22 protein-coding genes, 4 tRNA genes and 1 pseudogene are annotated in these 26,922 nt (G+C 66.0%); 18 read left to right on the top strand and 9 right to left on the bottom strand.

Going from position 1 to position 26,922, the window contains the following annotated elements; translation table 11 throughout:
* Positions 1 to 48: 48 nt before the first annotated feature.
* Both LL972_RS06630 and LL972_RS06625 read right to left on the bottom strand, forming a co-directional pair.
* Positions 49 to 1,113, bottom strand: coding sequence for an SDR family oxidoreductase (locus LL972_RS06630; protein ID WP_228326905.1), 1,065 nt, complete (start codon positions 1,111 to 1,113; stop codon positions 49 to 51).
* A complete protein-coding gene (locus LL972_RS06625) occupies positions 1,092 to 1,463 on the bottom strand; it encodes a hypothetical protein (protein ID WP_228326945.1) in 372 nt (123 codons plus the stop codon). Before LL972_RS06625 ends, LL972_RS06630 begins: the two co-directional genes overlap by 22 nt.
* On the opposite strand from LL972_RS06625, the pseudogene LL972_RS06620 reads away from it, so the two are divergent.
* The 13 genes and pseudogenes from LL972_RS06620 to LL972_RS06560 all read left to right on the top strand — a co-directional run.
* Positions 1,369 to 3,915: pseudogene (locus LL972_RS06620) on the top strand (DNA internalization-related competence protein ComEC/Rec2); the annotation flags it as partial. The gene LL972_RS06625 and the pseudogene LL972_RS06620 overlap by 95 nt on opposite strands.
* Positions 3,809 to 4,471 (top strand): MotA/TolQ/ExbB proton channel family protein, encoded by a 663-nt coding sequence (locus tag LL972_RS06615; protein ID WP_228326904.1) that lies wholly within the window; start codon positions 3,809 to 3,811, stop codon positions 4,469 to 4,471. The pseudogene LL972_RS06620 and the gene LL972_RS06615, both read left to right, overlap by 107 nt.
* 3 nt (positions 4,472 to 4,474) lie before the next feature.
* Entirely contained in the window at positions 4,475 to 4,939 is a 465-nt protein-coding gene (locus LL972_RS06610; RefSeq protein ID WP_228326903.1) for an ExbD/TolR family protein, read from the top strand.
* Entirely contained in the window at positions 4,936 to 6,705 is a 1,770-nt protein-coding gene (gene msbA, locus LL972_RS06605) for a lipid A export permease/ATP-binding protein MsbA (RefSeq protein ID WP_228326902.1), read from the top strand. Before LL972_RS06610 ends, msbA begins: the two co-directional genes overlap by 4 nt.
* Complete coding sequence (lpxK, locus tag LL972_RS06600) at positions 6,702 to 7,739, top strand: tetraacyldisaccharide 4'-kinase (RefSeq protein WP_228326901.1); 1,038 nt, start codon at positions 6,702 to 6,704, stop codon at positions 7,737 to 7,739. The genes msbA and lpxK overlap by 4 nt, the downstream gene beginning before the upstream one ends.
* 284 nt (positions 7,740 to 8,023) lie before the next feature.
* Complete coding sequence (gene kdsB / locus LL972_RS06595) at positions 8,024 to 8,803, top strand: 3-deoxy-manno-octulosonate cytidylyltransferase (protein ID WP_228326900.1); 780 nt, start codon at positions 8,024 to 8,026, stop codon at positions 8,801 to 8,803.
* Entirely contained in the window at positions 8,800 to 9,264 is a 465-nt protein-coding gene (locus LL972_RS06590; protein ID WP_104645766.1) for a low molecular weight protein-tyrosine-phosphatase, read from the top strand. The genes kdsB and LL972_RS06590 overlap by 4 nt, the downstream gene beginning before the upstream one ends.
* A 23-nt stretch (positions 9,265 to 9,287) precedes the next feature.
* Positions 9,288 to 10,706 (top strand): hypothetical protein, encoded by a 1,419-nt coding sequence (locus LL972_RS06585; protein WP_054592959.1) that lies wholly within the window; start codon positions 9,288 to 9,290, stop codon positions 10,704 to 10,706.
* On the top strand, positions 10,703 to 12,559 hold the full coding sequence (gene uvrC, locus LL972_RS06580; protein ID WP_228326899.1) for an excinuclease ABC subunit UvrC: 1,857 nt from the start codon (positions 10,703 to 10,705) through the stop codon (positions 12,557 to 12,559). The genes LL972_RS06585 and uvrC overlap by 4 nt, the downstream gene beginning before the upstream one ends.
* On the top strand, positions 12,559 to 13,191 hold the full coding sequence (pgsA, locus tag LL972_RS06575; protein ID WP_228326898.1) for a CDP-diacylglycerol--glycerol-3-phosphate 3-phosphatidyltransferase: 633 nt from the start codon (positions 12,559 to 12,561) through the stop codon (positions 13,189 to 13,191). Before uvrC ends, pgsA begins: the two co-directional genes overlap by 1 nt.
* A gap of 36 nt (positions 13,192 to 13,227) precedes the next feature.
* Positions 13,228 to 13,303 (top strand) — tRNA-Gly (locus tag LL972_RS06570).
* A gap of 68 nt (positions 13,304 to 13,371) precedes the next feature.
* Positions 13,372 to 13,445: transfer RNA gene (locus LL972_RS06565), tRNA-Cys, on the top strand.
* A gap of 80 nt (positions 13,446 to 13,525) precedes the next feature.
* A tRNA-Gly gene (locus LL972_RS06560) sits at positions 13,526 to 13,601 on the top strand.
* Positions 13,602 to 14,155: 554 nt separating this feature from the next.
* On the opposite strand, the gene LL972_RS06555 is transcribed toward LL972_RS06560, so the two are convergent.
* A tRNA-Leu gene (locus tag LL972_RS06555) sits at positions 14,156 to 14,239 on the bottom strand.
* 142 nt (positions 14,240 to 14,381) lie between these two features.
* On the opposite strand from LL972_RS06555, the gene LL972_RS06550 reads away from it, so the two are divergent.
* Positions 14,382 to 15,674, top strand: a complete 1,293-nt coding sequence (locus LL972_RS06550) for a nucleotide sugar dehydrogenase (protein ID WP_228326897.1) — start codon at positions 14,382 to 14,384, stop codon at positions 15,672 to 15,674.
* Here LL972_RS06550 and LL972_RS06545 read toward each other — a convergent pair.
* Positions 15,658 to 16,920 carry a TIGR03862 family flavoprotein gene (locus tag LL972_RS06545; protein ID WP_228326896.1) on the bottom strand — a complete coding sequence of 421 codons (1,263 nt, stop codon included), beginning with the start codon at positions 16,918 to 16,920 and terminating at the stop codon, positions 15,658 to 15,660. The genes LL972_RS06550 and LL972_RS06545 overlap by 17 nt on opposite strands.
* Positions 16,921 to 16,931: 11 nt before the next feature.
* Positions 16,932 to 17,363, bottom strand: a complete 432-nt coding sequence (locus LL972_RS06540) for an FKBP-type peptidyl-prolyl cis-trans isomerase (RefSeq protein WP_228326895.1) — start codon at positions 17,361 to 17,363, stop codon at positions 16,932 to 16,934.
* 61 nt (positions 17,364 to 17,424) lie between these two features.
* On the opposite strand from LL972_RS06540, the gene LL972_RS06535 reads away from it, so the two are divergent.
* The 3 genes from LL972_RS06535 to LL972_RS06525 all read left to right on the top strand — a co-directional run bounded on the left by LL972_RS06535 (position 17,425) and on the right by LL972_RS06525 (position 19,445).
* Complete coding sequence (locus tag LL972_RS06535) at positions 17,425 to 17,790, top strand: DUF6164 family protein (RefSeq protein ID WP_228326894.1); 366 nt, start codon at positions 17,425 to 17,427, stop codon at positions 17,788 to 17,790.
* A gap of 35 nt (positions 17,791 to 17,825) precedes the next feature.
* On the top strand, positions 17,826 to 18,587 hold the full coding sequence (locus LL972_RS06530; RefSeq protein ID WP_228326893.1) for a sulfurtransferase: 762 nt from the start codon (positions 17,826 to 17,828) through the stop codon (positions 18,585 to 18,587).
* A 210-nt stretch (positions 18,588 to 18,797) separates the two neighbouring features.
* The gene (locus LL972_RS06525) at positions 18,798 to 19,445 is read left to right on the top strand and encodes a response regulator (protein WP_016904564.1); all 648 of its coding nucleotides are present in this window, start codon (positions 18,798 to 18,800) and stop codon (positions 19,443 to 19,445) included.
* A 184-nt stretch (positions 19,446 to 19,629) separates the two neighbouring features.
* Here LL972_RS06525 and LL972_RS06520 read toward each other — a convergent pair whose 3' ends face one another.
* Positions 19,630 to 23,403 carry an Rne/Rng family ribonuclease gene (locus LL972_RS06520; RefSeq protein WP_228326943.1) on the bottom strand — a complete coding sequence of 1,258 codons (3,774 nt, stop codon included), beginning with the start codon at positions 23,401 to 23,403 and terminating at the stop codon, positions 19,630 to 19,632.
* Between the two features lie 410 nt (positions 23,404 to 23,813).
* Here LL972_RS06520 and LL972_RS06515 point away from each other — a divergent pair, with 410 nt between their 5' ends.
* Entirely contained in the window at positions 23,814 to 24,800 is a 987-nt protein-coding gene (locus LL972_RS06515; RefSeq protein WP_228326892.1) for an RluA family pseudouridine synthase, read from the top strand.
* A gap of 208 nt (positions 24,801 to 25,008) precedes the next feature.
* Here LL972_RS06515 and zupT read toward each other — a convergent pair whose 3' ends face one another.
* The 3 genes from zupT to LL972_RS06500 form a co-directional block, all read right to left on the bottom strand.
* A complete protein-coding gene (gene zupT / locus LL972_RS06510; protein ID WP_228326891.1) occupies positions 25,009 to 25,827 on the bottom strand; it encodes a zinc transporter ZupT in 819 nt (272 codons plus the stop codon).
* 276 nt (positions 25,828 to 26,103) lie between these two features.
* Positions 26,104 to 26,526 (bottom strand): energy transducer TonB, encoded by a 423-nt coding sequence (locus tag LL972_RS06505; protein ID WP_228326890.1) that lies wholly within the window; start codon positions 26,524 to 26,526, stop codon positions 26,104 to 26,106.
* On the bottom strand, positions 26,523 to 26,879 hold the full coding sequence (locus LL972_RS06500) for a 4a-hydroxytetrahydrobiopterin dehydratase (RefSeq protein WP_228326889.1): 357 nt from the start codon (positions 26,877 to 26,879) through the stop codon (positions 26,523 to 26,525). Before LL972_RS06500 ends, LL972_RS06505 begins: the two co-directional genes overlap by 4 nt.
* Between the last annotated feature and the right edge of the window lie 43 nt (positions 26,880 to 26,922).

Here is a 26,922-nt window from a genome sequence, read left to right as displayed (position 1 = left end):
GCCGACAGGAAACGGTCGCCGTCACGTGCGTGACGACGACCTGGCGCATCAGGGAATGACGCGCTGCGCGCGCAGGCGCGTGAACAATTCCAGGAACGATGCACGGCTGTCGTAGAAATCCACAAAGCCCAGCTCGCGGCTCTTGGTCATGTCGTTGACGCACTCGATCTCTCGGCCCAGGTCGGCATCGGTGTGCCACCAGGATGCCAGCCGGTTGACGTCGGCTTCCACCAGGCCATGCTGCTTGGCTATCTCGCTCCACACCGCCGGCGCGGTCTCGCTCAGGCGTGCTTCCAGCGGCATCGGGGTCTCGGGGCAGGGCGCAGCTTCGAGCCCGAAGAAGTCGGCAATCTGGCTCCACATCCAACGCCAGCGGAACACATCGCCATTGACGGTATTGAAGGCCTGATTGCGCGCCGCCGGGCTCAGGCCGGCCCAGGCCAGCTGCTTGCCGAGCAGGCCGGCGTCGGTCAGGTCGGTGAGGCTGTTCCACTGCGCCTGCGAGCCGGGAAACACGAACGGCTGGCCGGTGTGCTTGCACAGCGACGCATATACCGCCAGCGTCACGCCCATGTTCATCGCATTGCTGCCATTGGCCATGCCGATCATGGTGTGCGAGCGATGCACGCTCCAGCCGAAGCCATGCTGCTCGGCATGCGCGAACAACAGGTCTTCCAGCGTGTAGTAGAAATTCTCGCCGGGCTGGCGCGGCTCGCTTTCGAGGAATGGGGTTTCGGCCTTGCCGCTACCGTAGTTCTCGAATGCGCCCAGGTAGTGCTTGGTGCCCGTGACCAGCGCCATGTGCTGCAGCGGCGCATCGCTCAGCGCTTCGCACAGATGCCGCATCATCGCGCCGTTGGCTTCGACGTTTTCGCGCTCGGTGTCGCGCCGGGTCCAGGTGCAGAAGAACACATGGGTGATCGGCAGGCCACGCAGCGCCTTGCTGGTGCTTTCGGCATCTAGCAGATCGGCCGCAAGCGGGATCACGCCATCCTGTGGCAGCGGGCGCCGTGCCAGGCCATAGACGGTCCAGCCATCGGCCACCAGGACATTGGCGAGGTTGTAACCGGAAATGCCGGTCACGCCGACAATCAGTGCAGTGCCTTTACGCATGGGAGAAACTCCTCGAAAACAGTGGCGAACATAGCGCGGCCGTCATGAAATCGAGGCGAATGCAGGCCGATACAGTCGATGAGCGGCCCGTACACACTGTCCTGCCCAGCGTGTTGCACGTCCGCAGCAGCATCTTCCACCGACTGGGTGCACACGGCAGGCGCAGCCGTTTTCCTACAAAGCAATGCGCTAATCGCTGCTGTGCCCGACGCAGGCGCTGGCCTAACTTGAATCGGTGGATGGACCACGGCCAGGATGGCGACCGACAGCATGCATGCGTCAGCACAGGCATCGCCTTCGCCGCAGAGCGTATCGACGACGATGGTCGCGGCAGCATTGTTGCTGGGCATTGTGGTGTGCGCGTGGTCGCCTGCACTGCTGTCGCGTGCGGTCTATGCGGCCTGCGTTGGTGCAGGGGTGCTGGGCATCGGCGTCAGCATATGGCTGCGTCCGCGGCGGATCGTATTGGTGTGGGCACTGGCCAGCGCGGTCTTCGGTTTCGGGCTGATGGGCTGGCAGGTCGCCGGTGTCCTGCAGGCACAACTGCGCCCGCAGGATGAAGCGCGAGAACTGACGGTGCGCGGCCAGATCGTCGAATTGCCGGTCGCCGAACCACGACGCACGCGCTTCCAGTTGCGCGTGGATGACGATCCCGCACAGCCTGCCGCACTACGCGGCAAGCTGCTGCAGTTGGCCTGGTACGACGACTTCGGTGCCGAGCGGATGGGGCCGCGTGCCGCATTGCGCGCGGGCGCAGGGTGGCAGCTGCGGCTCAAACTGCGTGCACCGCGTGGCTTGCGCAATCCCGGTGGGTTCGATGCCGAACGGCAGGCGCTGGCACAGCGCATTGCCGCCACCGGCTATGTGCGGGTGCCAGCTGCTGCGCGGCAGGTCGCTGCATCGCGTGGCGTGGATGCTTGGCGCGAAGGGATGTCGCAGCGCATTGCCGAGCGCGTGCCCGGACCGTCGGCGCCTTACCTGCGCGCGCTCGCGTTGGGCGACACGCGCGGGCTGGACGACGCAGCCTGGGCCACGCTGCGCGCGACCGGGCTCAGCCATTTGATTGCGATCTCGGGATTTCATGTGGGGCTGGTCGCTGCGTTCGTCGCCGTGCTGGTCGCCGGACTCTGGCGTTGCTGGCCAGCGCTTGGAACGCGGATTCCGCGTGTCCACGCGGCGGCAGTTGCCGCCTTGCTCGGTGCGGCTGGTTATGCGGTGCTGGCGGGTTTGGCGCTGCCCACGGTGCGCACCGTGCTGATGATTGCCGTGGTCGCATTGGCGCGGTTGGTGCGGCGCCGTGCCACCACCACGCAGATTCTCGCGCTGGCGGTGTTGGCAGTGCTGCTGTGGGACCCGCTGAGCGTGCTGGTGGCCGGCTTCTGGCTCAGCTTTGCCGGAGTGGCCTGGCTGGTGTGGTGTCTGCCATCGGATGATCACGCGATCGTGCGAGGCTTCCTGTCCGCCCAGACCGTCGCCACCGTCGGCCTGCTGCCGTTGACCGTCAGCCTGTTCGGGCAGGCATCGTTGGTGGGGCCATTGGCCAATCTGGTCGCCATTCCCTGGTGGACCTTCGTGGTGGTGCCACTTGCCTTGCTGGGGACTGCGCTGGAAGCACTTCATCCGGGAGCGGGCCTGTGGGCGTGGCGATTGGCGGGCTGGTGCTTCGAGCTGACCTGGCCAGGGCTGGTCTGGCTCGGGCAGACGTCGGTGGCGTTGTGGTGGGTACCCGAGTCCGATGCGATCGCCTTGGTCGTGGCCCTGCTCGGCGCGTTCTGGTTGCTGCTGCCGCGCGGCACGCCCGGCAAATCCCTGGCGTTGCTGCTATGGCTGCCGCTGCTGTGGCCGGACCGCGAACTGCCTGCGGCTGGCGAGGCCGAGGTGCAGGTGCTGGACGTGGGGCAGGGCCTGGCGGTACTGGTGCGCACGCAACGGCATGCACTGCTGTTCGACACCGGCCCGGCGGTGCGCGATGGTTTCGATGCCGGTGAGCGGGTGGTGCTGCCGGCATTGCGCGCGCTCGGGGTGCGCCGCCTGGATGCCATCGTGCTCAGTCATGCCGACGCCGATCATGCCGGCGGCTATGCGGCAGTGCGTGCGGGATTGCCTGTTGCAATGACGGCTGCGCCGCCACAGGCGCCGTTGGACGTTAGTACACGGTGCCGTGCTGGCCGACAGTGGACATGGGACGGTGTGCGGTTTCGCTTCCTGCATCCCAGCGTCGGTTTTCCGTATCTGCGCAATCAGTCCAGTTGCGTGCTGCGCATCGAAACACGGTATGGAAGCGCATTGTTGCCGGGCGATATCGGCGAGCTCGTCGAGCGGCGCCTGCTGCGGGAACATGCCCCGGAGTTGCGGGCCGATCTGGTGGTGGTTCCCCACCACGGCAGCGCCGACGGCTCGCATGCCGGTTTCATCGCCGCCACCGGCGCGCGGCTGGCGCTGGTGTCCTCCGGGTACGGCAATCGCTTCGGCCATCCGCGTGCGGAGGTGGTGCAACGCTGGCAGGGCAGTGGCGCCGAGCTGCTGGACACGGCCCGGGCCGGGGCGATCCGGGTCTGGCTGGGCGCCGACGGCCTGCAGGTACGCGAGCGGCGGTGCTGGCAGCCACGGCTGTGGGATGCTGCGGAACGGCGGCGGTCGGCTGCTATCCTATCGACCAGCGAATAGGCGGCTGCGTCGCCGGAGGACTCGAATCGTGTTGGAGCTGGTCAAGGCAGGCGGTTGGCCGATGGTGCCGTTGCTGTTGCTGGGCGTGATCGCCCTGGCGATCGTGCTGGAGCGTCTGTGGAGCCTGCGCCGCAACGAGGTGACCCCGCCAGGTCTGGGCGAAGAGGTCCGCAACTGGGCCGCGCGCGGCAAGCTGGATCCCAGCCACATCGAATCGCTGCGGCGTAATTCGCCGCTGGGCGCCTTGCTCGCCGCAGCGCTGGACGTGCGTGGTCGTCCGCGTGAGTTGATTCGCGAGCGCATCGAAGACACCGGCCGGCACGTGGTGCACCGCATGGAGCGCTATCTGAATGCCTTGGGCACGATCGCCTCAGCCGGGCCGCTGCTGGGACTGCTGGGCACGGTGGTCGGCATGATCCAGATGTTCCTGGGCATCCTCGATCACGGCGTGGGCGATGTGAACCAGCTGGCCGGCGGCATCGGCAAGGCGCTGGTGTGCACAGCCACCGGCATGATCATCGCGGTACCGGCATTGATGGCGCATCGCTTCTTCAAGGGCCGCATCGCCGGTTACATCATCGAAATGGAGCAGGAAGCCACCTTGCTGCTGGACACGATGGACGGCCGCGCGATGCCAGCCGCCGCGGCACCGCTCGCGGCAGCTGGCAAACCCGTCATGGCAAAGGGCTGACGGATGCGCATCGGCAGTGACCGACGCCAGGACGAGCCGCATATCGATCTGGTGCCATTGATTGACGTGATCCTTGTCCTCATCATTTTTTTCGTGGTGACCACGACCTTCGACGCACGCTCCACGCTGCAATTGCAGCTGCCGACCGCCAGCGACCAACACACCAGCGCGCCGCCGCGTTCATTGAGCGTGTTGGTCAATGCCGACGGGCGTTATTTCATCAACGACCAAGAGGTGCTGCGTTCGGATGTGGATTCGCTCAAGCAGACCATCGCCCAGATCGCCGGTGACGACCGCGAGCAGACAGTGTTGATGCGCGCCGATGCGCGTACGCCGTATCAAGCGGTGGTGACCGCGCAGGATGCGTTGGGGCAACTCGGCTTCCGCCGGATCGCGATCGCCACAGCGCCGCAGGCCGGCACGACACCTACACCCGGCCAGACACGTAATAACGGAACCCGCCAGTGACCACCTCCAACGACCGCCCGGCGCCAGTCTCGTCCTGGCGCACGTACCGTCGCCTGCTGGCCTTCGCCAAGCCGTATCGCCTGTTGCTGATCGCTGCGCTGATTGCTGCGCTGGTCGAGGCGGCAGGCACGACCGGCTTTCTGGCGTTGATGAAGCCGATCACCGACGAAACCTTCATCTACAAGAACGCTGAAGTCAGCCGCTGGCTGCCGGTGCAGATCATCCTGTTGTTCGTGGTGCGCGGGGTCGCCGGCTACATCACCGACATGGCGATGGGCAAATCCGCACGCAGCATTGCGCGCGATCTGCGCGTCAAGGTGATGTCCAAATATCTGCGTCTGCCGGGATCGCGCTTCGATTCCGAGCCGGTGCCGTCGATGCTGATCCGCCTGGGCTCGGACTCGGACCAGGTGGCGCAGGCGGCGGTGGATGCGGTCAAGGTGATGATCCAGCAATCGCTGCAGGTGATCGGCGCGTTGGCGCTGATGCTGTGGCATAGCTGGCAGGTCACGCTGACCATCCTGGTGCTGGCGCCGGTTCTGGCCTGGGTGATGGACAAGGTGGCGCGGCGCTATCGCCGCATCAGCCACAGCATCCAGGAGAGCGGCGCGCATCTGTTGCAGGCGGCCGACCAGACCTTGTCCAGCCATCAGGAGGTCAAGATCTACGGCGCCCAGCAAACCGAAATGGAGCGCTATGGCGCGCTGGCCGACCGCAATCTGCGGCTGGCGATGAAGGTCGAATCCACGCGCGGCATTTCCACCGCCACGGTGCAGATGATCGGCGCGATCGGGCTGTCGGCGCTGCTGTTCGTGGCTGGTGCGCAGGCATTGGCCGGGCGGTTGACTGCAGGCGATTTCGTGGTGCTGATGACCTCGATGCTGACGATCATTCCGGGCCTCAAGCAGCTCACCAATGTGCAGAACATGGTGCAGCGCGGCCTGGCCTCGGCCGAGCGCCTGTTCTCGGTGCTCGACAGTCCCGACGAGCCGGACCAGGGCGCGGTGCCGCTGACGCGCGCCAAGGGCCTGATCGAATTTCGCAACGTCACTGCACGCTATCCGGGCCAGGTGAACCCCGCTCTGGCCGAGGTCAGTTTCGTGGCGCAACCGGGCACGGTGACGGCGATCGTCGGACGCTCCGGCAGCGGCAAGTCCAGCCTGATCAAGTTGATCCCGCGCTTCTACGAAGCAGAGTCCGGGCAGATCCTGCTCGACGGGCACCCGGTGCAGGCGTACGCGCTGGCCGATCTGCGGCGGCAGATCGCGCTGGTCGGCCAGCAGGTCATGCTGTTCGACGGCAGCATCGCCGACAACGTCGCCTACGGCGAAATGCGCAGTGCCGACGCCGGCCAGCTGGAACGCGCCATCCTGGGCGCCAACGCGATGGAGTTCGTCGCGCAATTGCCCGAAGGCCTGCAGTCGCATGTGGGCACCAAGGGCGGGCGCCTGTCCGGCGGCCAGCGCCAGCGTCTGGCGATCGCGCGCGCGATGCTCAAGGACGCGCCGATCCTGATCCTGGACGAAGCCACCGCGGCGCTGGACAACGAATCCGAACGCCTGGTGCAGGACGCCTTGCACAAGCTGATGCCTGACCGCACCACGCTGGTGATCGCGCACCGCCTGTCCACCATCGAGCATGCCGACCAGGTGCTGGTGATGGATCAGGGCCGTATCGTCGAGCGCGGCACGCATCACCAATTGCTGGAGCAGGGCGGCTTGTACTCGCACCTGCACGGCATGCAGTTTCGCGAACGTCAGGCATGAGCAAGCGCGGCACCCGTACGCCGGGTTACTGGTACGACAATGCGCCGATCCCGCTGTCGGCGCGCCTGCTGGCGCCGGTTTACGGTGCTGCCATCGCGCTGCGACGCGCCCTGTATCGCCGCGGCTGGCGCAAGCGCCACGGCGTGCCGGTGCCGGTGATCGTGGTGGGCAACGTCACTGCCGGCGGCACCGGCAAGACGCCGTTGACGATTGCTCTGGTCGCCAAGTTGCAGGAGGCCGGCTGGACGCCTGGGGTCGCCAGCCGCGGTTATGGCCGTGACGATTCGGGGACGGCGCGCTGGGTCGAGGCGGACACGCCGGTCGCGCTCGGCGGCGACGAGCCGGTCCTGATCGCCTGGAAGACCGGTGCCCGCGTGCGCGTGGACAGCGATCGCCTGGCTGCGGCGCGCGCCCTGGTCGAAGCGGGCTGCGACATCGTCGTCTGCGACGACGGGCTGCAGCACTACCGGCTGGCCCGCGATGTCGAGATCGAAGTGGTCGATGGCCAGCGCCGCTACGGCAACGGGCGCCTGTTGCCGGCCGGGCCGCTGCGCGAGCCGGCTGCACGCGCACGCGACTGCGATTTCCGTGTGGTCAATCTGGGCCAGGCCAGCGCAGCAGCGACCACACCCGCGCCCGATGACGCCGGATTCGGCGAATGGCAGATGCGCCTGAGCATCGAAAGCGTGCAGCCGATGGATGGCAAGCGCGCTCAGCCATTGAGCCGGCTGGCCGGCCAGCGCGTGCATGCCGTGGCCGGGATCGCGCACCCGGAACGCTTCTTCGCGATGCTGCGCGCGCGCGGCATCGGCGTGGTGCCGCATGCCTTTCCCGATCACCACGTCTATCGCGCCACCGACTTCAGCTTCGGCAGCCGCCTGCCGGTGCTGATGACCGAAAAGGATGCAGTGAAGTGCAGGCCATTTGCCGACGAGTGGCTGTACAGCGTGCCGCTCAAGGCGGAGCTGCCGGCGGCGTTCTGGGTGAGTCTGCTGGATCGCCTGGACAAGTTGGCCAGCCGGCAGGGCGTGTGAACGCTGCGCCGGTAGGGCGATCTGCGGCTTGGTTGCAGGGTCCTTGCCAACCCACCGTCGCGGGACACGCCGCAAGAACATCAAGGTCCCGCGACGGTGGGCGGGCAAAGACCAATCAAGATGGTCGGTGTGCCTGTGCGGGCAGTACGGGCAGCGGCGCGTAGTGCCGATGTCGGGCATCGCCGCCCAACTGACCACCGTTACTTCGCCCAATCACACCACGACAGCATGCGATTCGGTTATCTCGTTTCTTCCACTCTTCCTGTTTTCCAGAGCGCGCACGCATGACTAACTCAACGCCTGCAGATTTCGTCGTCGCCATTCCCGCACGCTACGCTTCCACGCGCTTGCCGGGCAAGCCGCTGCAGTTGATCGGCGATCGCCCGATGATCCAGCATGTGGCCGAGCGGGCGCTGTTGGCCGGTGCGCGTGAGGTCTGGGTGGCCACCGACGATGCACGCATTGTCGAGGTGATCGAAGGCCTTTCCGGCGTGCATGTGGCAATGACCGGTAACGAACATGTATCGGGCACCGACCGGCTTGCCGAATGCGCGCGGATCGCCGGCTGGGAAGCCGAGACCTGCGTGGTGAACCTGCAGGGCGACGAGCCGTTCGCGCCTGCCGCCGGCATCCGTGCGGTGGCCGAGCTGCTGCTGCACTCCGGCGCCGAAATGGCCACGCTGGCCGCGCAGGTCGACAGCGCGCACGAAGTGTTCGATCCGAACGTAGTCAAGCTGGTGCGTAGCGCAGCTGGCGACGCCTTGTACTTCAGCCGCGCGCCGATTCCCTGGCATCGCGACAGCTTCGCCAGTCAGCGCGACAGCTTGCCCGGTGACGGGCAATGGCTGCGCCACATCGGGATCTACGCCTACCGCGCAGGATTTCTGCAGCGCTTTGCGGCAATGCCGCCCGGCATGCTGGAACGCATCGAGTCGCTGGAACAATTGCGCGTGATGGAGGCCGGCTACCGCATCGCGGTGGCCTTGACGCCGGAGCAGTTTCCGCCCGGCATCGATACGCCGGACGATCTGGCGCGCGCGCAAACCCGCGTGGCAGCGGCATGAGGGTGCTGATCGTGTGTCTGGGCAATATTTGCCGCTCGCCAATGGGGGAGGGCGCCCTGCGTGCGCGGCTGGACGAGGCGCGATTGTCGCGGCGGATCGAGGTCGATTCGGCCGGTACCGGTGACTGGCATGCCGGCGATCCACCGGACCCGCGCGCGATTCGCTGTGCACGCGGCCATGGCGTGGATATCTCCGGGTTGCGCGCGCGCCAGGTGCGTGGCGCCGACTTCGAACACTTCGACTGGCTGCTGTGTGCCGATGGCAGCAATCTGCGCGATCTGCAACGCCTCGCCCCGGCGCCGCTGCGCGACAAGGTCGCGCTCTGGCTGCCTTGGGCCGGCGTGGAAGAGCGCGACGATATCCCCGACCCGTATACCGGCGGCATGGACGATTTCGAGCGTGCCTGGCAGCTGGTCGATACCGCTGCGCACCAGACCGTGGCCAGACTCACCCGCAGCTAATCGGGCTTGGGCATAATTACGGTATGACTGCCCAGCTTACCCAGGAATTGCCGGAATTTCCTACCTGGCTCAATGCCAGGCCATCCACCCTGCAGGAGCATCGCGGGCGGGCGCTGGTGCTGGCATTCGTCAATGCCAGCTCGGTGTGGTGCGCCGAACGCCTGGCCGAGCTGGCGCAGTTCCAGGCGCGCAGCCCCGGCCGGCTGCAGGTGATCGTGGTGCAGGTGCCGCGCTTCGACAGCGAACGCGAGCCGCAACGCGCGCTCAAGCAGCTGCGCGGCCATGGTGTCAGTGCGCCCATCTTGCTCGACAGGGACTGGGAGACCTGGCGCCGTTTCGGCATCGACTCCTGGCCGACGCTGGTGCTGCTCGATGCCTACGGCCGCGAGCGTCAGCGCCTGGTCGGCGTGACCGGCGATCTCGACAAGGCGCTGGTCGCCCTGTGCGAAGGCCAGCAGCCGCCGTCGGATGCCGACCTGCATGGGGTGGCCGAGCGTGATCCCGAGCCGCGCCTGGAGCTGCGGTTTCCAACCGGGCTTGCCGCCACCGAGGACCGCCTGTACATCGCCGACACCGGTCATCACCGCGTGCTCGAATGCACGCATGGCGGCCGCGTGCTGCGCCAGTTCGGCCACGGCAATGCGGACTTCATCGATGGTGGCGTCGGTGAGGCGGCGTTCCGGCGTCCGCAAGGCCTGGCGCTGGAGCGCGACCAGCTGTATGTCGCCGACACCGGCAATCACGCCCTGCGTCGGATCAACCTGCGCAGTGGGCAGGTCGACACCTTGTGCGGCACCGGGCGCTCCGGCGAGCCGGTCGAGGGGCCGCTGGCGTTTGCCGGCGCCTCGGCGCTGAACTACCCGCAAGGCCTGGCCGTTGCCGACAATCAGGTGTTGATCGCCATGGCGGGCGACAACCGCATCTGGAGCTATGACCTGGGCCGCGCCGCATTGAGCGCACGCGCCGGTACCGGTGCGCTCGAGATTCGCGATGGCAGCGGGCATCTGGCCGCGTTCGCACAGCCGGCCGGCCTGGCCGCGGTCCAGCAGGTGGCCTACATCTGCGATGGCCTGGGCTCGTCGATCCGCACCATGCAATTGCGTGGCGATCTGGTGCAGACCCTGGTCGGCGGGCAGGGCACCTGGCAGTTCGGCGACGAGGACGGCCCGCGCGGCACTGCGCGGCTGCAGTTTCCGCAAGCCATCGCGCTGGCTGCCGATTCGCCGATGCTATGGATTGCCGACACCGGCAACGGCCGCCTGCGCTGCCTGCGTCTGGGCGGCGGCGAACTGACCACGGTTGCACTGCCACGCCGCCTGCATGGCCCGGCCGGGCTGGCGGTCGCCGCCGGTGCGGTGTGGATTGCCGAGACCGATGCCCATGCCGTGTTGCGCTACGACCTGGCGAGCGGCGAACTGCGCGATGTTTCGATAGAAGAATGAACGCAAGGCCCCAATCCGATTTCGATGGAAAGGCGTTTGCTGCGCAACTGAGCACTGCGCCCGGCGTCTACCGCATGTACGCGGGCGATGACACCTTGCTGTACGTCGGCAAGGCCGGTGCGTTGCGCAAGCGCGTGGGCAGCTATTTCAACGGCACGCCGAAGAATGCGCGGCTGACCTCGATGCTGTCGCAGGTCGCGCGGATGGACGTCACCGTGACCCGCAGCGAGGCCGAAGCGCTGCTGCTGGAAAACCAGCTGATCAAGTCGCTGTCGCCGCGCTACAACGTGTCGCTGCGCGACGACAAGAGTTATCCCTACGTGCTGCTGACGCGCGAGCAGTGGCCGCGCATCGCCTTGCACCGTGGCCCGCGCGCCGTGCAAGGGCGCTATTTCGGCCCGTACACCGGCGTCACCGGCGTGCGCGAAACGCTGAGCCTGATGCACAAGCTGTTCAAATTGCGCAGTTGCGAAGACAGCGTGTTCCGCAATCGCTCGCGGCCGTGCCTGCAGTATCAGATCGGCCGCTGCAGCGCGCCCTGCGTGGAGCTGGTCGCCGCGCCCGACTATGCCGAATCGGTGCGCCGCGCCACCATGTTTCTGGAAGGCAAGAGCGACCAGCTCGGTGAAGAAATCATGCAGTCGATGCAGCAGGCCAGCGAAGCGCTGGAGTTCGAGCGTGCCGCGCGTCTGCGCGACCTGCTGTCCTCGCTGCGCAGCATGCAGAACCGCCAGTACGTGGACGGCCGCGCGGCGGACCTGGACGTGCTGGCCTGCGCCACGCAAGCCAGCCAGGCCTGCGTGCTGCTGCTGAGTTTTCGCGATGGCCGCAACCTGGGTACGCGCTCGTTCTTTCCCAAGACCAATGGCGAAGACAGCGCGGACGAAATCCTGGCTGCATTTGTGTCGCAGTACTACGCAGAGCATTCACCGCCGCGCGAGATCCTGCTCGATCGCGAAATTCCCGATGCCGAGCTGATCGAGGCCGCACTCAGCACCGCTGCCGAGTACAAGGTGACGTTGAAGTGGAATGTGCGCGGCGAACGTGCTGGTTACCTGCTGCTCGCCACCCGCAATGCGCAGCTGACCCTGGTCACCGAACTCACCAGCCAGAGCGCGCAGCACGCACGCAGCGAAGCACTGCGCGAGATGCTGGGGCTGGCCGAGCAGGTCAAGCGGGTGGAGTGCTTCGATATCAGTCATACCATGGGCGAGGCGACGGTGGCCTCGTGCGTGGTATTCGATGCCGGCGGGCCGGTGCGCGGCCAATACCGGCGCTTCAATATTTCCGGTATCACGCCGGGCGATGACTACGCCGCGATGCGTCAGGCGATCGAACGGCGTTTTCGACGCGCGGTGGAAGAAAACGGCGTGCTGCCGGATGTGCTGCTGATCGACGGCGGCGCCGGTCAGCTGGCGCAGGCGAAGGGCGCGCTGGCCGATCTGGGCATCGAGAACGTGCTGCTGGTCGGGGTGGCCAAGGGCGAGGAGCGCAGGGCAGGGCATGAAGCGCTGATCATGGCCGATGGCCGCGAGCTGCGGCCAGGCGCGGCATCGCCGGCACTGCAGTTTATCCAGCAGGTGCGCGACGAAGCGCACCGCTTTGCGATCACCGGTCACCGTGGCCGTCGCCAGAAGGCGCGCATGACCAGCAAGCTCGAGGACATCCCCGGCATCGGCCCGCGCCGGCGCGCGAGCCTGCTCAAGCATTTCGGCGGCCTGGTCGGCCTGAAGGCCGCCGGCGAGGCCGAGATTGCGCGGGTGGAGGGCGTCAATGCCGCACTTGCCGCGCGAATCTACGCTAACCTGCACGGGCTGGCGCTTCCCGATGCGGCAGGCGAGTCGAGTCCGTAATGAAGTTGACCATCCCCACGTGGCTGACACTGCTGAGGATCGTGATGATCCCGGTGTTGGTCGTGGTGTTCTACCTGCCGTACACCTGGACCAATTTTGCGTCCGCCGGCGTGTTCGCGCTGGCCGCCATCACCGACTGGCTGGATGGCTGGGTCGCGCGGCGTTATCACCAGTATTCGGCCTTCGGCGCCTTCCTGGACCCGGTGGCTGACAAGTTGATGGTCGCAGTGGCGTTGTTCCTGATCGTGCAGGGCCACCCCACACCATGGATGGCGTTCTGGGCGGCGGTCATCGTCGGTCGCGAAATTGCAGTGTCGGCATTGCGGGAATGGATGGCCGAGATCGGTCAGCGTGCCAAGGTGCGGGTGGCGGTGATCGGCAAGGTCAAGACCACCGCGCAGATGGTGGCGCTGCTGTGCCTGCTGTATTCGGTCACGCCGGGGCAGATGCCCACGCACGAGATCTGGTTCGGCAATCTGATCTTCCGCGCCGGTTACTGGACGCTTGCGGTCGCGGCGCTGCTGACGCTGTGGTCGGGATTTCAGTACCTGCAGGCCGCCTGGCCGAGCCTGCGTGCCGACGAAAAAGCCGCGATCACCAGCAAACCGAAAAAAGTCGAAAGCAATAGTTGACAGCGATGCTGTTCGCTGTAGAATTTCGCCTCCCAAGCGGGAATAGCTCAGTTGGTAGAGCGCAACCTTGCCAAGGTTGAGGTCGCGAGTTCGAGTCTCGTTTCCCGCTCCAGATGTAGACAAGGCCCCTTGCCCGAGGTCTCGTTGTTTCAAGGCAGGATGCCTTGGGTTTGATGTTTCGGCCTGGTGGTAGAGTGGTTATGCAGCGGACTGCAAATCCGCGTACGCCGGTTCAATTCCGGCCCAGGCCTCCACATTGCATGCGTTGTTTATGCGTCGGCAACGACGACAGGACTGGCGCAACGAAGTAACAAGCTGTACAATTTTGCTCCACGCGGGAATAGCTCAGTTGGTAGAGCGCAACCTTGCCAAGGTTGAGGTCGCGAGTTCGAGTCTCGTTTCCCGCTCCAAATTCAAACCCCGGATATCAAACGATATCCGGGGTTTTTTATTGGTCGATGGTATTGACGGTCATAAAATTTGGAGGCGGGGGCTGTCTTCTTCTCGCTGACGTTGAATCGCGAGCTTTGCGCCAGATCTGTCATTACGCTGAGTGCGCCACTTCGCACCAGGTCTTCTACCGCACGCAGGATGGAATCGTCGCGCATGGTACTGCGTGGATACTGCGATCGATGTTCCCAAGAAACATGGAAAGGCAGAGCTGCTGCCTGCATGCGTTATGCAGGATCGCACAGCCCATCTCGTTCGGAGCAGTTTCGGTATCACCGTCGATGTCAACCGTAGTGTTGATCAATGATCTACTCGCGATCTTCCTCGTCGGGCTGGGATGCATTGACGGTCGCGATCATTTTCGGGGCAGGGGATCTGCCTGAGGGCACTCCATGCATTTGCCTTAACACGACGCAGAGGTGTGACTGATCGCAATGCGATATGGCTGCGATAACGCAGCGGGCAAGACTTGTCGGTGCGTCGATGTTGCGCGATTCGCAGCGCCATAAGAGCGTGCCCGGGGCGGGAATCGAACCCGCATAGCCTTGCAGCTGAGGGATTTTAAGTCCCTTGCGTCTACCAGTTTCGCCACCCGGGCATTGCGATAGCGTGCCTGATTGCGCGCCGATTGTGAATCGCCGCGTCGCCGGCTCGCCGCGCTGAGGGTCGGATGGCTGCCTGCGCTATGCTCCCACCGCGCAGGCGCGCAGCAACCGGCTGCGCACAATTGAAGGAACCGCATGTCCAGCACCACGTTACTCGCTCCGCTCCAGGCCCGCATCGCCGTGATTGGCTTGGGCTATGTCGGCCTGCCGCTGGCCGTCGCCTTCGGCGAACAGCGTGACACCTTGGGTTTTGACATCGATGCGCTGCGGGTCGGGCAATTGCGCGACGGCCACGACGCCACGCTGGAGCTGGACGATACCGAGCTGGCCGCCGCCACCCGCTTGCGCTACACCGCCAACGCTGCGGACTTGGCCGCGTGCAGCATCTTCATCGTCACCGTGCCGACGCCGATCGACAGCTTCGAGCAACCCGACCTGGAACCGCTGCGCAGTGCCACCACCTTGATCGCCGCTGCGCTCAAGCCCGGCGACCTGGTGATCTACGAATCCACCGTCTACCCCGGCACTACCGAAGAAGTCTGCGTGCCCTTGCTCGAAGCCGCCTCGGGACTGCGTTTCAACGACGACTTCTTCTGTGGCTACAGCCCTGAGCGCGTCAATCCGGGTGACCGCCAGCGGCGCCTGCGCGATATCCGCAAGATCACTTCAGGCTCCACCGCTGAAGCCGCCGATGCGGTCGACGCGTTGTATGCCAGCATCATCACCGCCGGCACCTGGCGCGCACCGTCGATGCGCGTGGCCGAGGCCGCCAAGGTAGTCGAAAACATCCAGCGCGACGTCAACATTGCGCTGGTCAACGAGCTGGCATTGATCTTCGACAAGCTGGGCATCGACACATTGGATGTGCTGGAGGCGGCTGGGACCAAGTGGAATTTCCTGCCGTTCCGGCCCGGCCTGGTCGGTGGTCACTGCATCGGGGTGGATCCGTATTACCTGATGCACAAGTCCGAAAGCGTGGGCTATCACCCGGACCTGATCCACACCGCGCGCCAGGTCAACAACCGCGTCGGCCGGCATGTGGCCGAGCGCGTCTGCGGCATGCTGGCCACGCGTGGTGTGGTACTTGCGCAGGCGAGGGTGCTGGTGCTGGGTGCTACCTTCAAGGAGAACTGCCCGGACCTGCGCAACAGCCGGGCGCTGGAACTGGTGCAGCTGCTGCAGGCCGCGGGTGTGCGTGTCGATACCTGCGATCCATGGGCTGACCCTGCAGAAGCGCTGCATCATGCCGGCGTGCAGTTGTGCGAGCTTGCAGACGAGGGTGCGTACGATGCCGTCGTGCTGGCAGTGGCGCACGCGCAGTACCGCGACTACGACACCCAGCGCATCGCAGCTTTGGGCAAGCCGGGTGCGGTGATTTACGACGTCAAATCGGTGTGGCCGCGCGAGGCCGTCAGCGATCGTCTGTAGCGCGGTCGCACTGTTGCTGCAGCCATTGCACCGCACCGTGCGCGGCACGTAATCCGCTGGCGAAGCAGGCGGTCAGCAGATAGCCGCCGGTCGGTGCTTCCCAGTCGAGCATCTCGCCGGCGCAGAACACGCCGGGCTGTGCGCGCGCCATCAGCTGCGCATCCAGCGCCTCCAGCTGCACGCCACCGGCCGAGCTGATCGCCTCGGCGAGCGGGCGCGGTCGCAGCAGCTGTAACGGCAGGCGTTTGAGCGTGCGCGCTACCAACGCGAGATCGTCGCCCGCCTGCTTGCCCAGGTGTTCGTAGAGCAAGGCGGCCTTGACGCCATCGATGCCGAGCTGACGGCGCAGATGCTCGCTGAAACTGCGTCCCTTGCGCGGTTTTTCCAGCTCGGCGCTGACGCGCTCCAGCGTGCGCCCGGGTATCAGGTCCAGCACCAGCTCGGCCACGCCATCCGCATCGATCTGCGTGCGAATATCCGCAGCCAACGCATAGATCAGGCTGCCCTCGATACCGGTAGACGTCGCGACGCACTCGCCCTGCAACTGATGCGCTGTGCCATTGCGATCGCGCCAGTGTGCAACCACGGGTCTGAGCGGGGCACCGGCGTGTCGCTGCACAAAATGGGCGCTCCAGGCGATGTCGAAGCCGCAGTTGGCCGGCACCAGCGGCGCCACCGCAATGCCGCGTTGCCGCAGCACGCCTTGCCAGAGGCCGTCGGAGCCGAGTTGCGGCCAGCTACCGCCACCGAGCGCCAGCACCATGGCATCTGCAGCGCGTTCGACATCACCAGTGGGCGAGTGGAAGCGCAATGCACCGTCATCGCTCCAGCCGAGCCAGCGATGCTGCACATGAAACGCCACGCCCTGTTCCTTGAGTCGGCGCACCCAGCTGCGCAACAGTGGCGCGGCCTTGCGATCCATCGGGAACACGCGTCCGGAACTGCCGACGTAGGTCTCCACGCCCAGGTCACGCGCCCAGGCACGCAGCGCGTCTGCATCGAACGCCTGCAGCCACGAGGCGACCGCCTCGCTGCGCTCGCGATAGCGTTGCGCAAACACCGGCATCGGATCGGAGTGGGTGAGGTTCAAGCCGCCCTTGCCGGCAATCAGGAACTTGCGCCCTACCGACCCCTTGGCTTCGTACAGGTCGACCGCAAGGCCTGCCGCACATGCCACCTCTGCCGCCATCAGGCCGGCCGGCCCACCACCGATGATGGCCAGCCGCCGCTTGCTCGCATCCGTCATTGCTCAGCCCTTCAGCGCGGCTGCACGCCGAGCAATTCCACATCGAACACCAGCGATGCGCCGGGCGGGATCACGCCGCCTGCGCCGTTGTCGCCATAGCCGTACTCGGGCGGAATCATCAAGCTGCGCTTGCCGCCCACACGCATGCCGGCCACGCCCTCGTCCCAGCCGCGGATCACCTGGTGGCCGCCCAGCGCGAACTGGAATGGCTCGGCGCGATCGAGCGAGCTGTCGAACTTCTTGCCGTGCTTGTCGGCGGCTTTTTCGTCGTACAGCCAGCCGGTGTAGTGCACGGTGACCATCGCGCCCGGCGTGGCTTCGGCACCGGTACCGACATTGCGGTCGATCCGCTCGAACGCGGCGATGGTGCCGCCGGACGGCGGCAGGGCGGGCGTGCAGCCTGCGAGCAGCAGGGCAGCACAAAGCGTCAACAGAAGGCGCATGGGATGGTCCAGCAAGGGAAGTGCGCCATTATCGCACCCGGCTCCCGGTATCATCGCGCCCATGGCCAAGCTGCTGCTCAATCTGCGCAACGTTCCCGATGACGAGGCCGACGAGGTACGGGCGCTGATGCGCGAACATCTCGTGCCGATCTACGAAACCCGGCCCAGCAATTGGGGCATCTCCGCCGGTGGTATCTGGCTCAGCGACGATGCCGATTACCCGCGCGCCAAGGCCGCGATGGACGCGTATCAGGCGCAGCGGGGTGCCGTCGCACGTGCGCAACGCCAGGATGCGCTGGCTGCCGGCACGGCGGAAACCTTCGGCGCGCTGCTGCGCAAGCGGCCGCTGTTCGTGATTGCCACGTTGATCGGCATGCTGCTTGTTGCCTCGCTGGTGTTGCTGCCGTTCCTGCTGCTGCGCGGCTGATCGCACCTGCGGCCGCATCGGCTTAAAATGGCCGCATGATCACCAATACCGCTGCCTACCAGTTCGTCACCATCCAGGATCCGCAATCGCTCGCCGACAGCGTCCTGGCGCACGCCGGGCAGCAGGCCTTGAAAGGATCGGTGCTGGTGGCCGAGGAGGGGATCAACCTGTTTCTGGCCGGCGAAGCCGAGCAGATCGGCACGTTCTATGCGTGGCTGCAGGCCGATCCGCGCTTTGCGCAGATGCGCATCAAGTACAGCCTGAGCGCATTGCAGCCGTTCGCGCGGCTCAAGGTGAAGGTCAAGCCGGAGATCATCAGCTTTCGCCGCGACGATGCCTCGCCGCTGCAGGGCCGTGCGCCGGCGGTGACGCCCGCCACGCTGCGCGCATGGATGCGGGAAGGGCGCGACGATCGCGGCCGCCCGCTGGTGCTGCTGGACACGCGCAATGCCCAGGAAGTGGCGTACGGCACGTTCCAGGGAGCGTTGACGCTGCCGATCGAGAAGTTCACCGACTTGCCAGCTGCACTGGAACCGCATCGCGCTGCGTTGGCCGATGCCACCGTGGTCAGCTTCTGCACCGGCGGCATTCGCTGCGAGAAAGCAGCGCTGTGGATGCAGGCCGACGGCATGGACAACGTGCTGCAGCTCGAAGGCGGCATCCTCGGCTATTTCGAAGAGGTCGGTGGCGAAGGCTACGATGGCCGCTGCTTCGTGTTTGACGAACGCGTGGCACTCGATGCGCAACTGCATCCGTTGGTGGACGCCGAGCGCAGTACCGACGCAGGAAAAATCTGACCGAGCGCGAGTGAATTGCCCGATGTTCGCGCATTGCGAGGCGCTCGCATCATCCGATCACGCCGCGATGGTGCATCCAATGCCTACGATGACGCGCGGCAGCAGAGTGCTTTGCGCTCCTACTTAAATGTAATACGTCGCATCGAGCTTGCCCTGAATTATTCACGGAGATAGGCTGCATCAGCCAGCCGCACAGCGAGGACAACAAGGATGACCATCAGAGTTTTTCTGATCGACGATCATGCACTCGTGCGTACCGGCATGAAGATGATCCTGTCCAAGGAAGTGGACATCGATGTGGTGGGAGAAGCGGAGAGCGGGGAGGCGGCCTTGCCGCAGATTCGTCAGCTCAAGCCCGAGATCGTGCTCTGCGATCTGCATCTGCCCGGTGTCAGCGGCCTGGAAATCACCGAGCGCATCGTCAAGGGCGATTACGGCACCCGCGTCATCATCGTCTCGGTGCTGGAAGACGGCCCTTTGCCCAAGCGTCTGCTCGAAGCTGGTGCATCCGGCTATGTCGGCAAGGGCGGTGATGCGCAGGAACTGCTGCGTGCAGTGCGCGAAGTCGCGCTAGGACGGCGTTATCTCGGCAATACCATTGCGCAGAACCTGGCCCTGTCCAATCTGGAAGGGGGCAGCTCGCCCTTCGACGCGCTATCGCCGCGCGAACTGGAAGTCGCCTTGCTGCTGACCCAGGGCCTGCGCCAGGAAGACATCGCCAAGCGCCTGAACCTCAGCGCCAAGACCATCAACACGCACAAGGCGCGCCTGTTCGAGAAGGTCGGCATCCAGGACAACATCGCCCTGGCGCGTCTGGCCAATCAGTACGGCCTGACCGATCCGGCGCGCACCCTGTAAGCCAAGCTCTCGGATTCGATCTTGCAGATGCGGCAGTCAGATGCTGCTGCACAACCCGCTGATACCGTGGGCCGGGATGCCGGCATGACATTGCTGCACGCAAAAACAAGGCGACCCGAAGGCCGCCTTGTTTGACACGACCTGCCTGGATTCACTCAGGCAGGTTCAACCGGCCGGGAAACGATCAGTGATCGCCACGCGGCTTGTTGGTGTCATCTTGCTGCTCCTGCGCGTCATCGTCATTGCGCGATGCATCTGCAGGCTTTGTTGCTTCTGACACGACGACCGTCGGCTTCGGCTTGTTGGCAGCCTGCTCGTTGGCGTCTTCAGGCACCACCGGCGCGACCGCTGCAGGCCGCTCGGGCGCCTTGTACGGCGCTGGTGTTTCGGCCTGTGGCGGTGTCGCGGTCGCGGCTGTTGCATCGGCCGGAGCCAATGCGTCCAGCAGCGTGGTCTGCACCGGAGCGTACGGCTTGCGTGCCGGCGCAGCGTCGGCAGACGGCGAGGTCTGCGGCACCGTCGTGGTGGACGTCGCTGCAACATCGGCTGCCTGGCTTGCCGCCGTTGATGGCTCGGCATGTGGCGGCTTGGACGTCACCACGTCCGCCTGAGCGCTTGAGGGCGCAGCAGCGACCGGTTTAGGCACGCTGACGGCTGCAGGCGTTGCGTCGGTTTTCACCGGCTCCGCTTGCGTTGCTGCCGCGGCGTCAACCGGTGCCGCCTGTTCCTGCCGAGCAACTTCCTGCCGAGCAACCGCAGGTGCTGCGGCTTCGGCCGATACCGACGGCACGGGCGTTGACTGCACGGTCGGCTCGGGCGAGGGCACGGCCGAGGAAGCAGCACGCTCCACAGGCGGAGCTGCCGGAGCCGGAGCCGCGGCCACTGCTGGCGTCGCGACCGGTGCCGAAGCGGCAATCGGGGTCGACACAGCGGACGGAGTCGAAGCGGCAACCGGAGCCTGGGCCTGCGAGTTCGCCGATTCCTGTGCAACAGCCGGAGCCTGAGGCGCTTGCGGGGTCGTCGATGCAGCGGCAGAAGCCTGCGCAACCGGTGCCGATGCAGCCGGCGCCGTGTTGCTGGCTGGTGCGGTTGCAGCCGGTGCCGGAGAGGCCGCCGATGCGTCGCCACGTGCGTGTTCGGCTGCGGTGACTGCCGGAGTTGCAGCCTGCTGCTCGAACGACGGCGTGGCATTGGAAACCGGCGCCGTGGTCGACGTTGTGTCGGCCGCCAGCGGTGCTTCCGCACGCTCCTTCGGGACCGGGCGCGGCTTCACTGCGGCCGGAGTGCTGGACTCCGGCTTGGCGCGTGCCGATACCGCAGGCGTGCTCGCGTCGTCGTCGAAGTCGAACTCCGGTTGACCGGCGCGCGGGGCAGCCGAGGTGTGGACCTGCGCACCGGCTTCGTCGCTCTCGTTGTCGCCATCGAGATCGCCTTCGGCGTCGCCGTCCAGATCGTCCGTCTCCAGACCATCGACGCCGGTACCGCCTTCACCGTTTGCGCCAGCGCCGCGACGGCGACGACGGCCACCACGACGACCGCGACGACGACGGCTGCCGCCTTCGCCATTTGCCGCATCATCGCCTGCCGCCTCCGGTGCCTGGCCCTCCGCATTTGCGTCGGTACCGCGATCGGCCTGCGACTCGGTCACGATGACCTCGACCGGATGCGCCGGGGTGACCGCAGCTGCTGCCACCGGCGTTGCCGGTGCTGCGGTGTCGGCAATTGCCGCGACCACGGTTGCAGTCGTTGCGGTTGCAGCCGTGGAGGTCAGCGTCTGCGCCGAGGCAGTGCCTTCGTCCTGACGCGCAGGGCGTTGCGGCCGCTCGGACGGCGCGCCGTCCTGCTGCTGTGCAGCTGCACGCGGCGGGCGCGGTGTCTGGTTCTGCGGCTGCGGCTTCTGCTTCTGCTGCTGGGCCTGCTGCGGCTGCTTGGGTTGCTGTGCCTCGCCGCGTGGCGGCTTGGGCACCTGCACCTGCTGCGCCTGACCACCGTGTTGCGCAGCCTGGCCATTGGCTGGCTGGCGACGCTCGTCACGACGCTCCTTGTTGGCGCCATTGCCGTTGCCATTGCCGCCATTGCCGCGGTGCTGATTGCCACCGTTGCCACCATTGCGGGCATCACGGCCGTCGCGACGCTGACCGCCACGGTCGCTACGCTCGTTACGGCTGCTGCGGCCGGCATCGTTCTGACGCGGACGCTGGGTCGACTCGGGCGCAGGCGCGACTGGCTCGACGCCACCGAAGATGCGCTTCAGCCAGCCGACCACACCGGTCACCGGCGCGGGCAGCGGCAGTGCCGCGACCGGAACCGGAGCGGGTGCAGATGCGGCGGCAACCGGGGCAGGGGCCTCTTCACGCAGCGGCGCCGGTTGGCTCGGCTTGATCGAGGTCACTGCCGGCGCAGCCGGGATATTCAACTGTGCCTTGGTCAGCGCATGTACCGGCAACTTGCGCGGGGTGCCGCGCTGGTAGCTCGGTTTGCCGCTGTCTTCGCCCAGCTCGTTCTCGCGCAGGCGGGTGACTTCGTAGTGCGGGGTATGCAGCTGTTCGTCGGCGACGATGATGATCGGCGATTCGTGACGCTGCTCGATCTCACGCAGCGCGCTGCGCTTTTCGTTGAGCAGGTAGTTGGCGATTTCCACCGGGGCCTGCACCAGCACCTGTCCGGTGTTTTCCTTCATGGCGTGCTCTTCGGCCACGCGGATGATCGACAGCGACAGCGACTCGACGCTGCGCATGCGGCCATGGCCGTCGCAACGCGGGCACACGATCTGGCTGGATTCGCCCAGGCTCGGACGCAGGCGCTGGCGGCTCATTTCCATCAGGCCAAAGCGCGAGATGCGGCCCAGCTGCACGCGTGCGCGGTCGTACTTGAGCGCATTCTGCAGCTTGTTTTCGACTTCGCGCTGGTGCTTGGTCGAGGCCATGTCGATGAAGTCGATCACCACCAAGCCGCCCAGGTCGCGCAGGCGCAGCTGGCGGGCCACTTCCTCGGCCGCTTCCAGATTGGTCTGGAAGGCGGTCTCTTCGATGTCGCTGCCCTTGGTGGCGCGCGAGGAGTTCACGTCGACGGCGGTCAGCGCTTCGGTCTGATCGACCACGATCGAGCCACCCGACGGCAGGCGCACGTTGCGCTCGTAGGCGCCTTCGATCTGCGATTCGATCTGGAAGCGGTTGAACAGCGGGATGTCGTCGGTGTAGTGCTTGAGCTTGCGCAGGCTCTGCGGCATCACCTGCTGCATGAACTCCTGGGCGTCGGCATACAGCTCCGGCGTATCGACCAGGATTTCGCCGATGTCGGCGCGCAGGTAGTCGCGCAGGGCGCGGATGATCAGGCGCGATTCCTGGTAGATCAGGAATGCGGCCGGCTTGCTCAGCGCTGCCTCGGCAATCGCCTTCCAGGTCTGCAGCAGATAGTCCAGATCCCACTGCAGTTCTTCGGCGTCACGGCCGACACCGGCAGTGCGGATGATCACGCCCATGTCGTCGGGGATGTCGAGCTTGTCCAGCGCTTCCTTCAGCGCGGCACGGTCTTCGCCTTCGATCCGGCGCGAGACGCCACCGGCGCTGGGCGAATTGGGCATCAGCACCATGTAGCGGCCGGCCAGCGAGATGAACGTGGTCAGGGCGGCGCCCTTGTTGCCGCGCTCTTCCTTGTCGACCTGCACCACGATTTCCTGGCCTTCGCGCAACAGCTCGCGAATGGTCGACTTGTTGTGGTCGACGCCAGCCTGGAAGTAATCGCGGGAGATTTCCTTCAACGGCAGGAAGCCATGGCGCTCGGCGCCATAGTCCACGAACGCCGCCTCCAGGGAGGGCTCGAGCCGGGTAATGCGACCCTTGTAGATGTTGGACTTCTTTTGTTCCTTGGACGGCTGTTCGATGTCGATGTCGTACAGGGTCTGGCCGTCCACAATCGCCACGCGCAGCTCTTCGGCCTGCGTTGCGTTGATCAGCATTCGCTTCATTGTTGCGTTCCTCACGCGCTCTACCGCGCGGAACGCCGTGACGTTTCGCCTCTGGAACAGCTTGTCGGCCCTTCGCGCAACGCGCGGACAGGCCTGACCAGGGTTTCCAGCGCTGCAACACCACGGCAGGCCGCGGGAGCGCTTGTCTTAAGTTTTATAGGTGTTTCAGGGCCGGCAGCCGCGTCCGGACGAACCGGGGCAGCGCGCGGGACATGTTCAGCGCAACGGTCAAAAACCGCTGGCGATGGCCGGGCAGGCCGGTGAGCCGCTAACATGGCCGCCCCGGGGGCGGTGGTCGCGCACTGTGCCGGAATCATCGGAAGGCAGGCTTCTGGCCAATCAACTTCCAACGAAATCAAACCCTTATCTCGCTCGCCGAGTGTAACAGAATAAAGAGCCGGATGACCGACCCCCAGCCCCCCAAGCCGCCCGCCGACCGTGTGGGCGTGCGTATTCTCAAAGTTCCGGAAGACCGTGCTGGGCAGCGGCTGGACAATTTCCTGCTCGGCCAGCTCAAGGGCGCGCCGCGCAGCCTGATCTACAAGCTGGTGCGCAGCGGCCAGGTGCGCGTGAACGGCGGGCGGGCCAAGGCCGAGCGCAAGCTCAAGGGCGGCGAAGAAGTGCGGATCCCGCCGGTGCGCGTTGCCGAAGAGGGCGACAAGGCCGCACCACCGTCGTCGTTCCTGGCGCGGCTGGAAGCGGCGATCGTGTTCGAGGACGCGCGACTGCTGGCGCTCAACAAGCCATCCGGGGTCGCCAGCCATGGCGGCAGCGGGATCAGCTTTGGCGCCATCGAAACCCTGCGGGCGCTGCGTCCGAACCAGACCCTGGAGCTGGTGCACCGGCTCGACCGCGATACCTCCGGCCTGTTGATCGTGGCGAAAAAGCGCTCCGCGCTGACCGAGATGCAGGCCTTGATGCGGGAGGACGACCGCGTCGAAGGCCGCGGCATCACCAAGCGCTACCTGACCCTGCTGGTCGGCCGCATGCCGGACGGGGTGATGACGGTTGATGCGCCGCTGCACATCGGGCTGCGCCAGGGCGGCGAGCGGCACGTGCAGGTCAATGCGATCGGCAAGCCATCGCTGAGTCACTTCAAGCTGCTGGAGCGACGCGGCGGGCATTCGTATTGCGAAGTCCGCATCGAAACCGGCCGCACCCACCAGATCCGCGTGCACGCTCAGCACCTGGGGCACCCGGTCGCCGGTGACGACAAGTACGGCGAGGCGGAGGTCAACAAGCGCCTGCGCGACCAGCTCGGCCTGAAGCGTTTGTTCCTGCATGCCGCGTCGCTGGAATTCACGCTGGACGGCGGCAAGACGCCCTACGTGTTGAGCGCGCCGCTGGCGCCGGAGCTGGCCGAGGCGTTGGACCGGCTGGGGCGCTGACGCAGCCAGGGCGGGCAGGGCGGCTACATCGGCGCGGATGCTGGGACGGCACGCGCGCCATGTGCGGCTGCGCGGGTCACGATCCTGCCGGTAGAGCGGAACCCGCACTCGTCAGGTGAATGGCGATCCAAACCTGGCATCCGAACGCCACCGACCGCACAAGGCAATCGCGTCTCGCTGCCACGTCATGTGGTCGTTACAGGCCGCGCTAGGGCGTGGCGAAGCGGAACAACACCAGACTGATGGCCAGTGTGCCCATGCCGGCGACCAGGCCATAGACCGTCTCGTGGCCCCGCGCGTAGCGCTTGGCAGCCGGCAACAATTCATCCAGTGCCAGGAACACCATCACCCCGGAAATCAGGCCGAAGACCGTGCCGAACACCGCTTCGGACAACACGCTGGACAAGGCCAGATAGCCGATGCCGGCGCCGATCGGTTCGGCCAGTCCGCTGAGCAGGCTGGCGCCAAAGGCGTAGAGCTTGTTGCGGGTGGCGAAGTACACCGGCACCGCAATCGCGATGCCCTCGGGAATGTTGTGGATGGCGATGGCGAACGCGAGCGGCATGCCGACCGCGGGGCTTTCCAGTGTGGCGAAGAAGGTCGCCAAGCCTTCGGGGAAATTGTGCGCGGTGATGGCGATGGCCGTCATCAGGCCGACCCGGCGGATATAGGCCCGGTTGTCGTCGCGGAACAGCGGATCGTCGCTGGACAGGCTCTGGTGCGGGTTGGGCACCAGCCGGTCGATCACCATGATCAACAGCATGCCGGCCAGAAACGCCAGCGTCCCGAAGGTAAAGCCGAGCTTGTCGTTGTAGGCGTTGGAAAACGAGGCGATCGATTTGTTGAGAATCTCCGACAGCGACACGTACACCATCGCACCGCCAGCGAATGCCAGCCCGAACGCCAGCAGGCGCGGATTGGGTTTCTTGGAGAACACGACCATCAGGCTGCCGAGTCCGGTCGCCAGCCCAGCGGCCAGCGTGACCGCAAATGCGGTCCAGACATTGTGTGATGACACTTCGAGCATGTGACGCACGACCTCGTGGAATGGAACCGACCTGCGGGGAGCGTGGCGACTGCTGCTGCGCACTTTGCGCATGGCCACGCTGCGCCTGCAGGATGGCCATGCCTGGATGACGAACACGTGGTGTCTGACGCGGCAGCCCTGGCGCGTGCACGCTGACAGCTGGCGAACACTGCGGTGCCTGGCGCTGATGCACGCCTGTGCGGTGCTCAGCGTCGGGCGCGGCGCGCCGGCGCGTTGCCGCCGCCGCATCTATTCGCGCAATGCATCAACAGCGGCTCAGCCGCCTCGACGCGCACGCTCTTCGATGGCGAAGCACTCGTCCGGGCGCGGCACCGGCGGCTTGAAGGCGACCGGCACCTGGATCGTCTGCGGCACTGCCTGGCCGTTGCGCGTGGCGGCCCGGAATTTCCATTCGCGCACGCGTTTTTGCGCTGCTTCGTCCAGCACCGGTTGACCGCTGCTTTGAGAGACCGACACGTCGGTCGGGGTGCCTTCGACACCGACCACGACCCGGAGCACGGCGGTGCCGCCGATGCCGGCGCAGGCCAGTTGCGGGGAGTATTCCGGCGGCGGCGTCTTCAAGGCGGCCAGTTCAGTCGGTGCCACCGCCGGCGCGGCCGGCGGCTGCGACGACTTGCCACACCCGCTGATGCCGACAGCAAGGAACAGGCCGGCGAGGGCGGTGCGAGACAGGGTCATGGGGTGGCTCCTTGATCGTAAAGCTGGGCGGTCTTGGCCGCACAGATGAAGTCGTTTTCGCTCAAGCCGCCGACGTCGTGGGTGGAATAGCGCACCACCACGCGGTCGTAATGCACGCCCAGGTCGGGGTGGTGGTCTTCGCGGTGGGCGATCCAGGCCAGTGCGTTGACGAAGGCCAGCGTGCGGTAATAGTCGGCAAAGCGGAATGTGCGGGTGATTGCCGTGCCCATTTCGGCCAGCTCCCAGCCCGGCACCTGCGGCAGCAGTTCAGCCAGACGCGCTTCGCCAAGCTTGTGGTCGCTGCCCTTGCGCGGCAGGCAATGGGCCTGTTCCAGGGGAATCAGATCGGTCATGACAGTCTCGCAGGGGTGGCGGACAGCGCGTTCACTCAGGATC

This window comes from Xanthomonas campestris pv. asclepiadis, assembly GCF_020784175.1.
GTDB lineage: Bacteria > Pseudomonadota > Gammaproteobacteria > Xanthomonadales > Xanthomonadaceae > Xanthomonas > Xanthomonas campestris_D.
Note: the sequence above shows the minus strand (reverse complement) of the source record. Positions and strands in the feature narration are given on the sequence as shown.

Bases quoted from the DNA above. Each gene is read 5' to 3' on its own strand.
- LL972_RS06630 (WP_228326905.1), bottom strand. From the start codon at position 1,113: ATGCGTAAAGGCACTGCACTGATTGTCGGCGTGACCGGCATTTCCGGT.
- LL972_RS06625 (WP_228326945.1), bottom strand. From the start codon at position 1,463: ATGCCCAGCAACAATGCTGCCGCGACCATCGTCGTCGATACGCTCTGC.
- LL972_RS06610 (WP_228326903.1), top strand. From the start codon at position 4,475: ATGCGCATCGGCAGTGACCGACGCCAGGACGAGCCGCATATCGATCTG.
- lpxK (WP_228326901.1), top strand. From the start codon at position 6,702: ATGAGCAAGCGCGGCACCCGTACGCCGGGTTACTGGTACGACAATGCG.
- kdsB (WP_228326900.1), top strand. From the start codon at position 8,024: ATGACTAACTCAACGCCTGCAGATTTCGTCGTCGCCATTCCCGCACGC.
- LL972_RS06590 (WP_104645766.1), top strand. From the start codon at position 8,800: ATGAGGGTGCTGATCGTGTGTCTGGGCAATATTTGCCGCTCGCCAATG.
- LL972_RS06585 (WP_054592959.1), top strand. From the start codon at position 9,288: ATGACTGCCCAGCTTACCCAGGAATTGCCGGAATTTCCTACCTGGCTC.
- uvrC (WP_228326899.1), top strand. From the start codon at position 10,703: ATGAACGCAAGGCCCCAATCCGATTTCGATGGAAAGGCGTTTGCTGCG.
- pgsA (WP_228326898.1), top strand. From the start codon at position 12,559: ATGAAGTTGACCATCCCCACGTGGCTGACACTGCTGAGGATCGTGATG.
- LL972_RS06550 (WP_228326897.1), top strand. From the start codon at position 14,382: ATGTCCAGCACCACGTTACTCGCTCCGCTCCAGGCCCGCATCGCCGTG.
- LL972_RS06545 (WP_228326896.1), bottom strand. From the start codon at position 16,920: ATGACGGATGCGAGCAAGCGGCGGCTGGCCATCATCGGTGGTGGGCCG.
- LL972_RS06540 (WP_228326895.1), bottom strand. From the start codon at position 17,363: ATGCGCCTTCTGTTGACGCTTTGTGCTGCCCTGCTGCTCGCAGGCTGC.
- LL972_RS06535 (WP_228326894.1), top strand. From the start codon at position 17,425: ATGGCCAAGCTGCTGCTCAATCTGCGCAACGTTCCCGATGACGAGGCC.
- LL972_RS06530 (WP_228326893.1), top strand. From the start codon at position 17,826: ATGATCACCAATACCGCTGCCTACCAGTTCGTCACCATCCAGGATCCG.
- LL972_RS06525 (WP_016904564.1), top strand. From the start codon at position 18,798: ATGACCATCAGAGTTTTTCTGATCGACGATCATGCACTCGTGCGTACC.
- LL972_RS06520 (WP_228326943.1), bottom strand. From the start codon at position 23,403: ATGCTGATCAACGCAACGCAGGCCGAAGAGCTGCGCGTGGCGATTGTG.
- LL972_RS06515 (WP_228326892.1), top strand. From the start codon at position 23,814: ATGACCGACCCCCAGCCCCCCAAGCCGCCCGCCGACCGTGTGGGCGTG.
- zupT (WP_228326891.1), bottom strand. From the start codon at position 25,827: ATGCTCGAAGTGTCATCACACAATGTCTGGACCGCATTTGCGGTCACG.
- LL972_RS06505 (WP_228326890.1), bottom strand. From the start codon at position 26,526: ATGACCCTGTCTCGCACCGCCCTCGCCGGCCTGTTCCTTGCTGTCGGC.
- LL972_RS06500 (WP_228326889.1), bottom strand. From the start codon at position 26,879: ATGACCGATCTGATTCCCCTGGAACAGGCCCATTGCCTGCCGCGCAAG.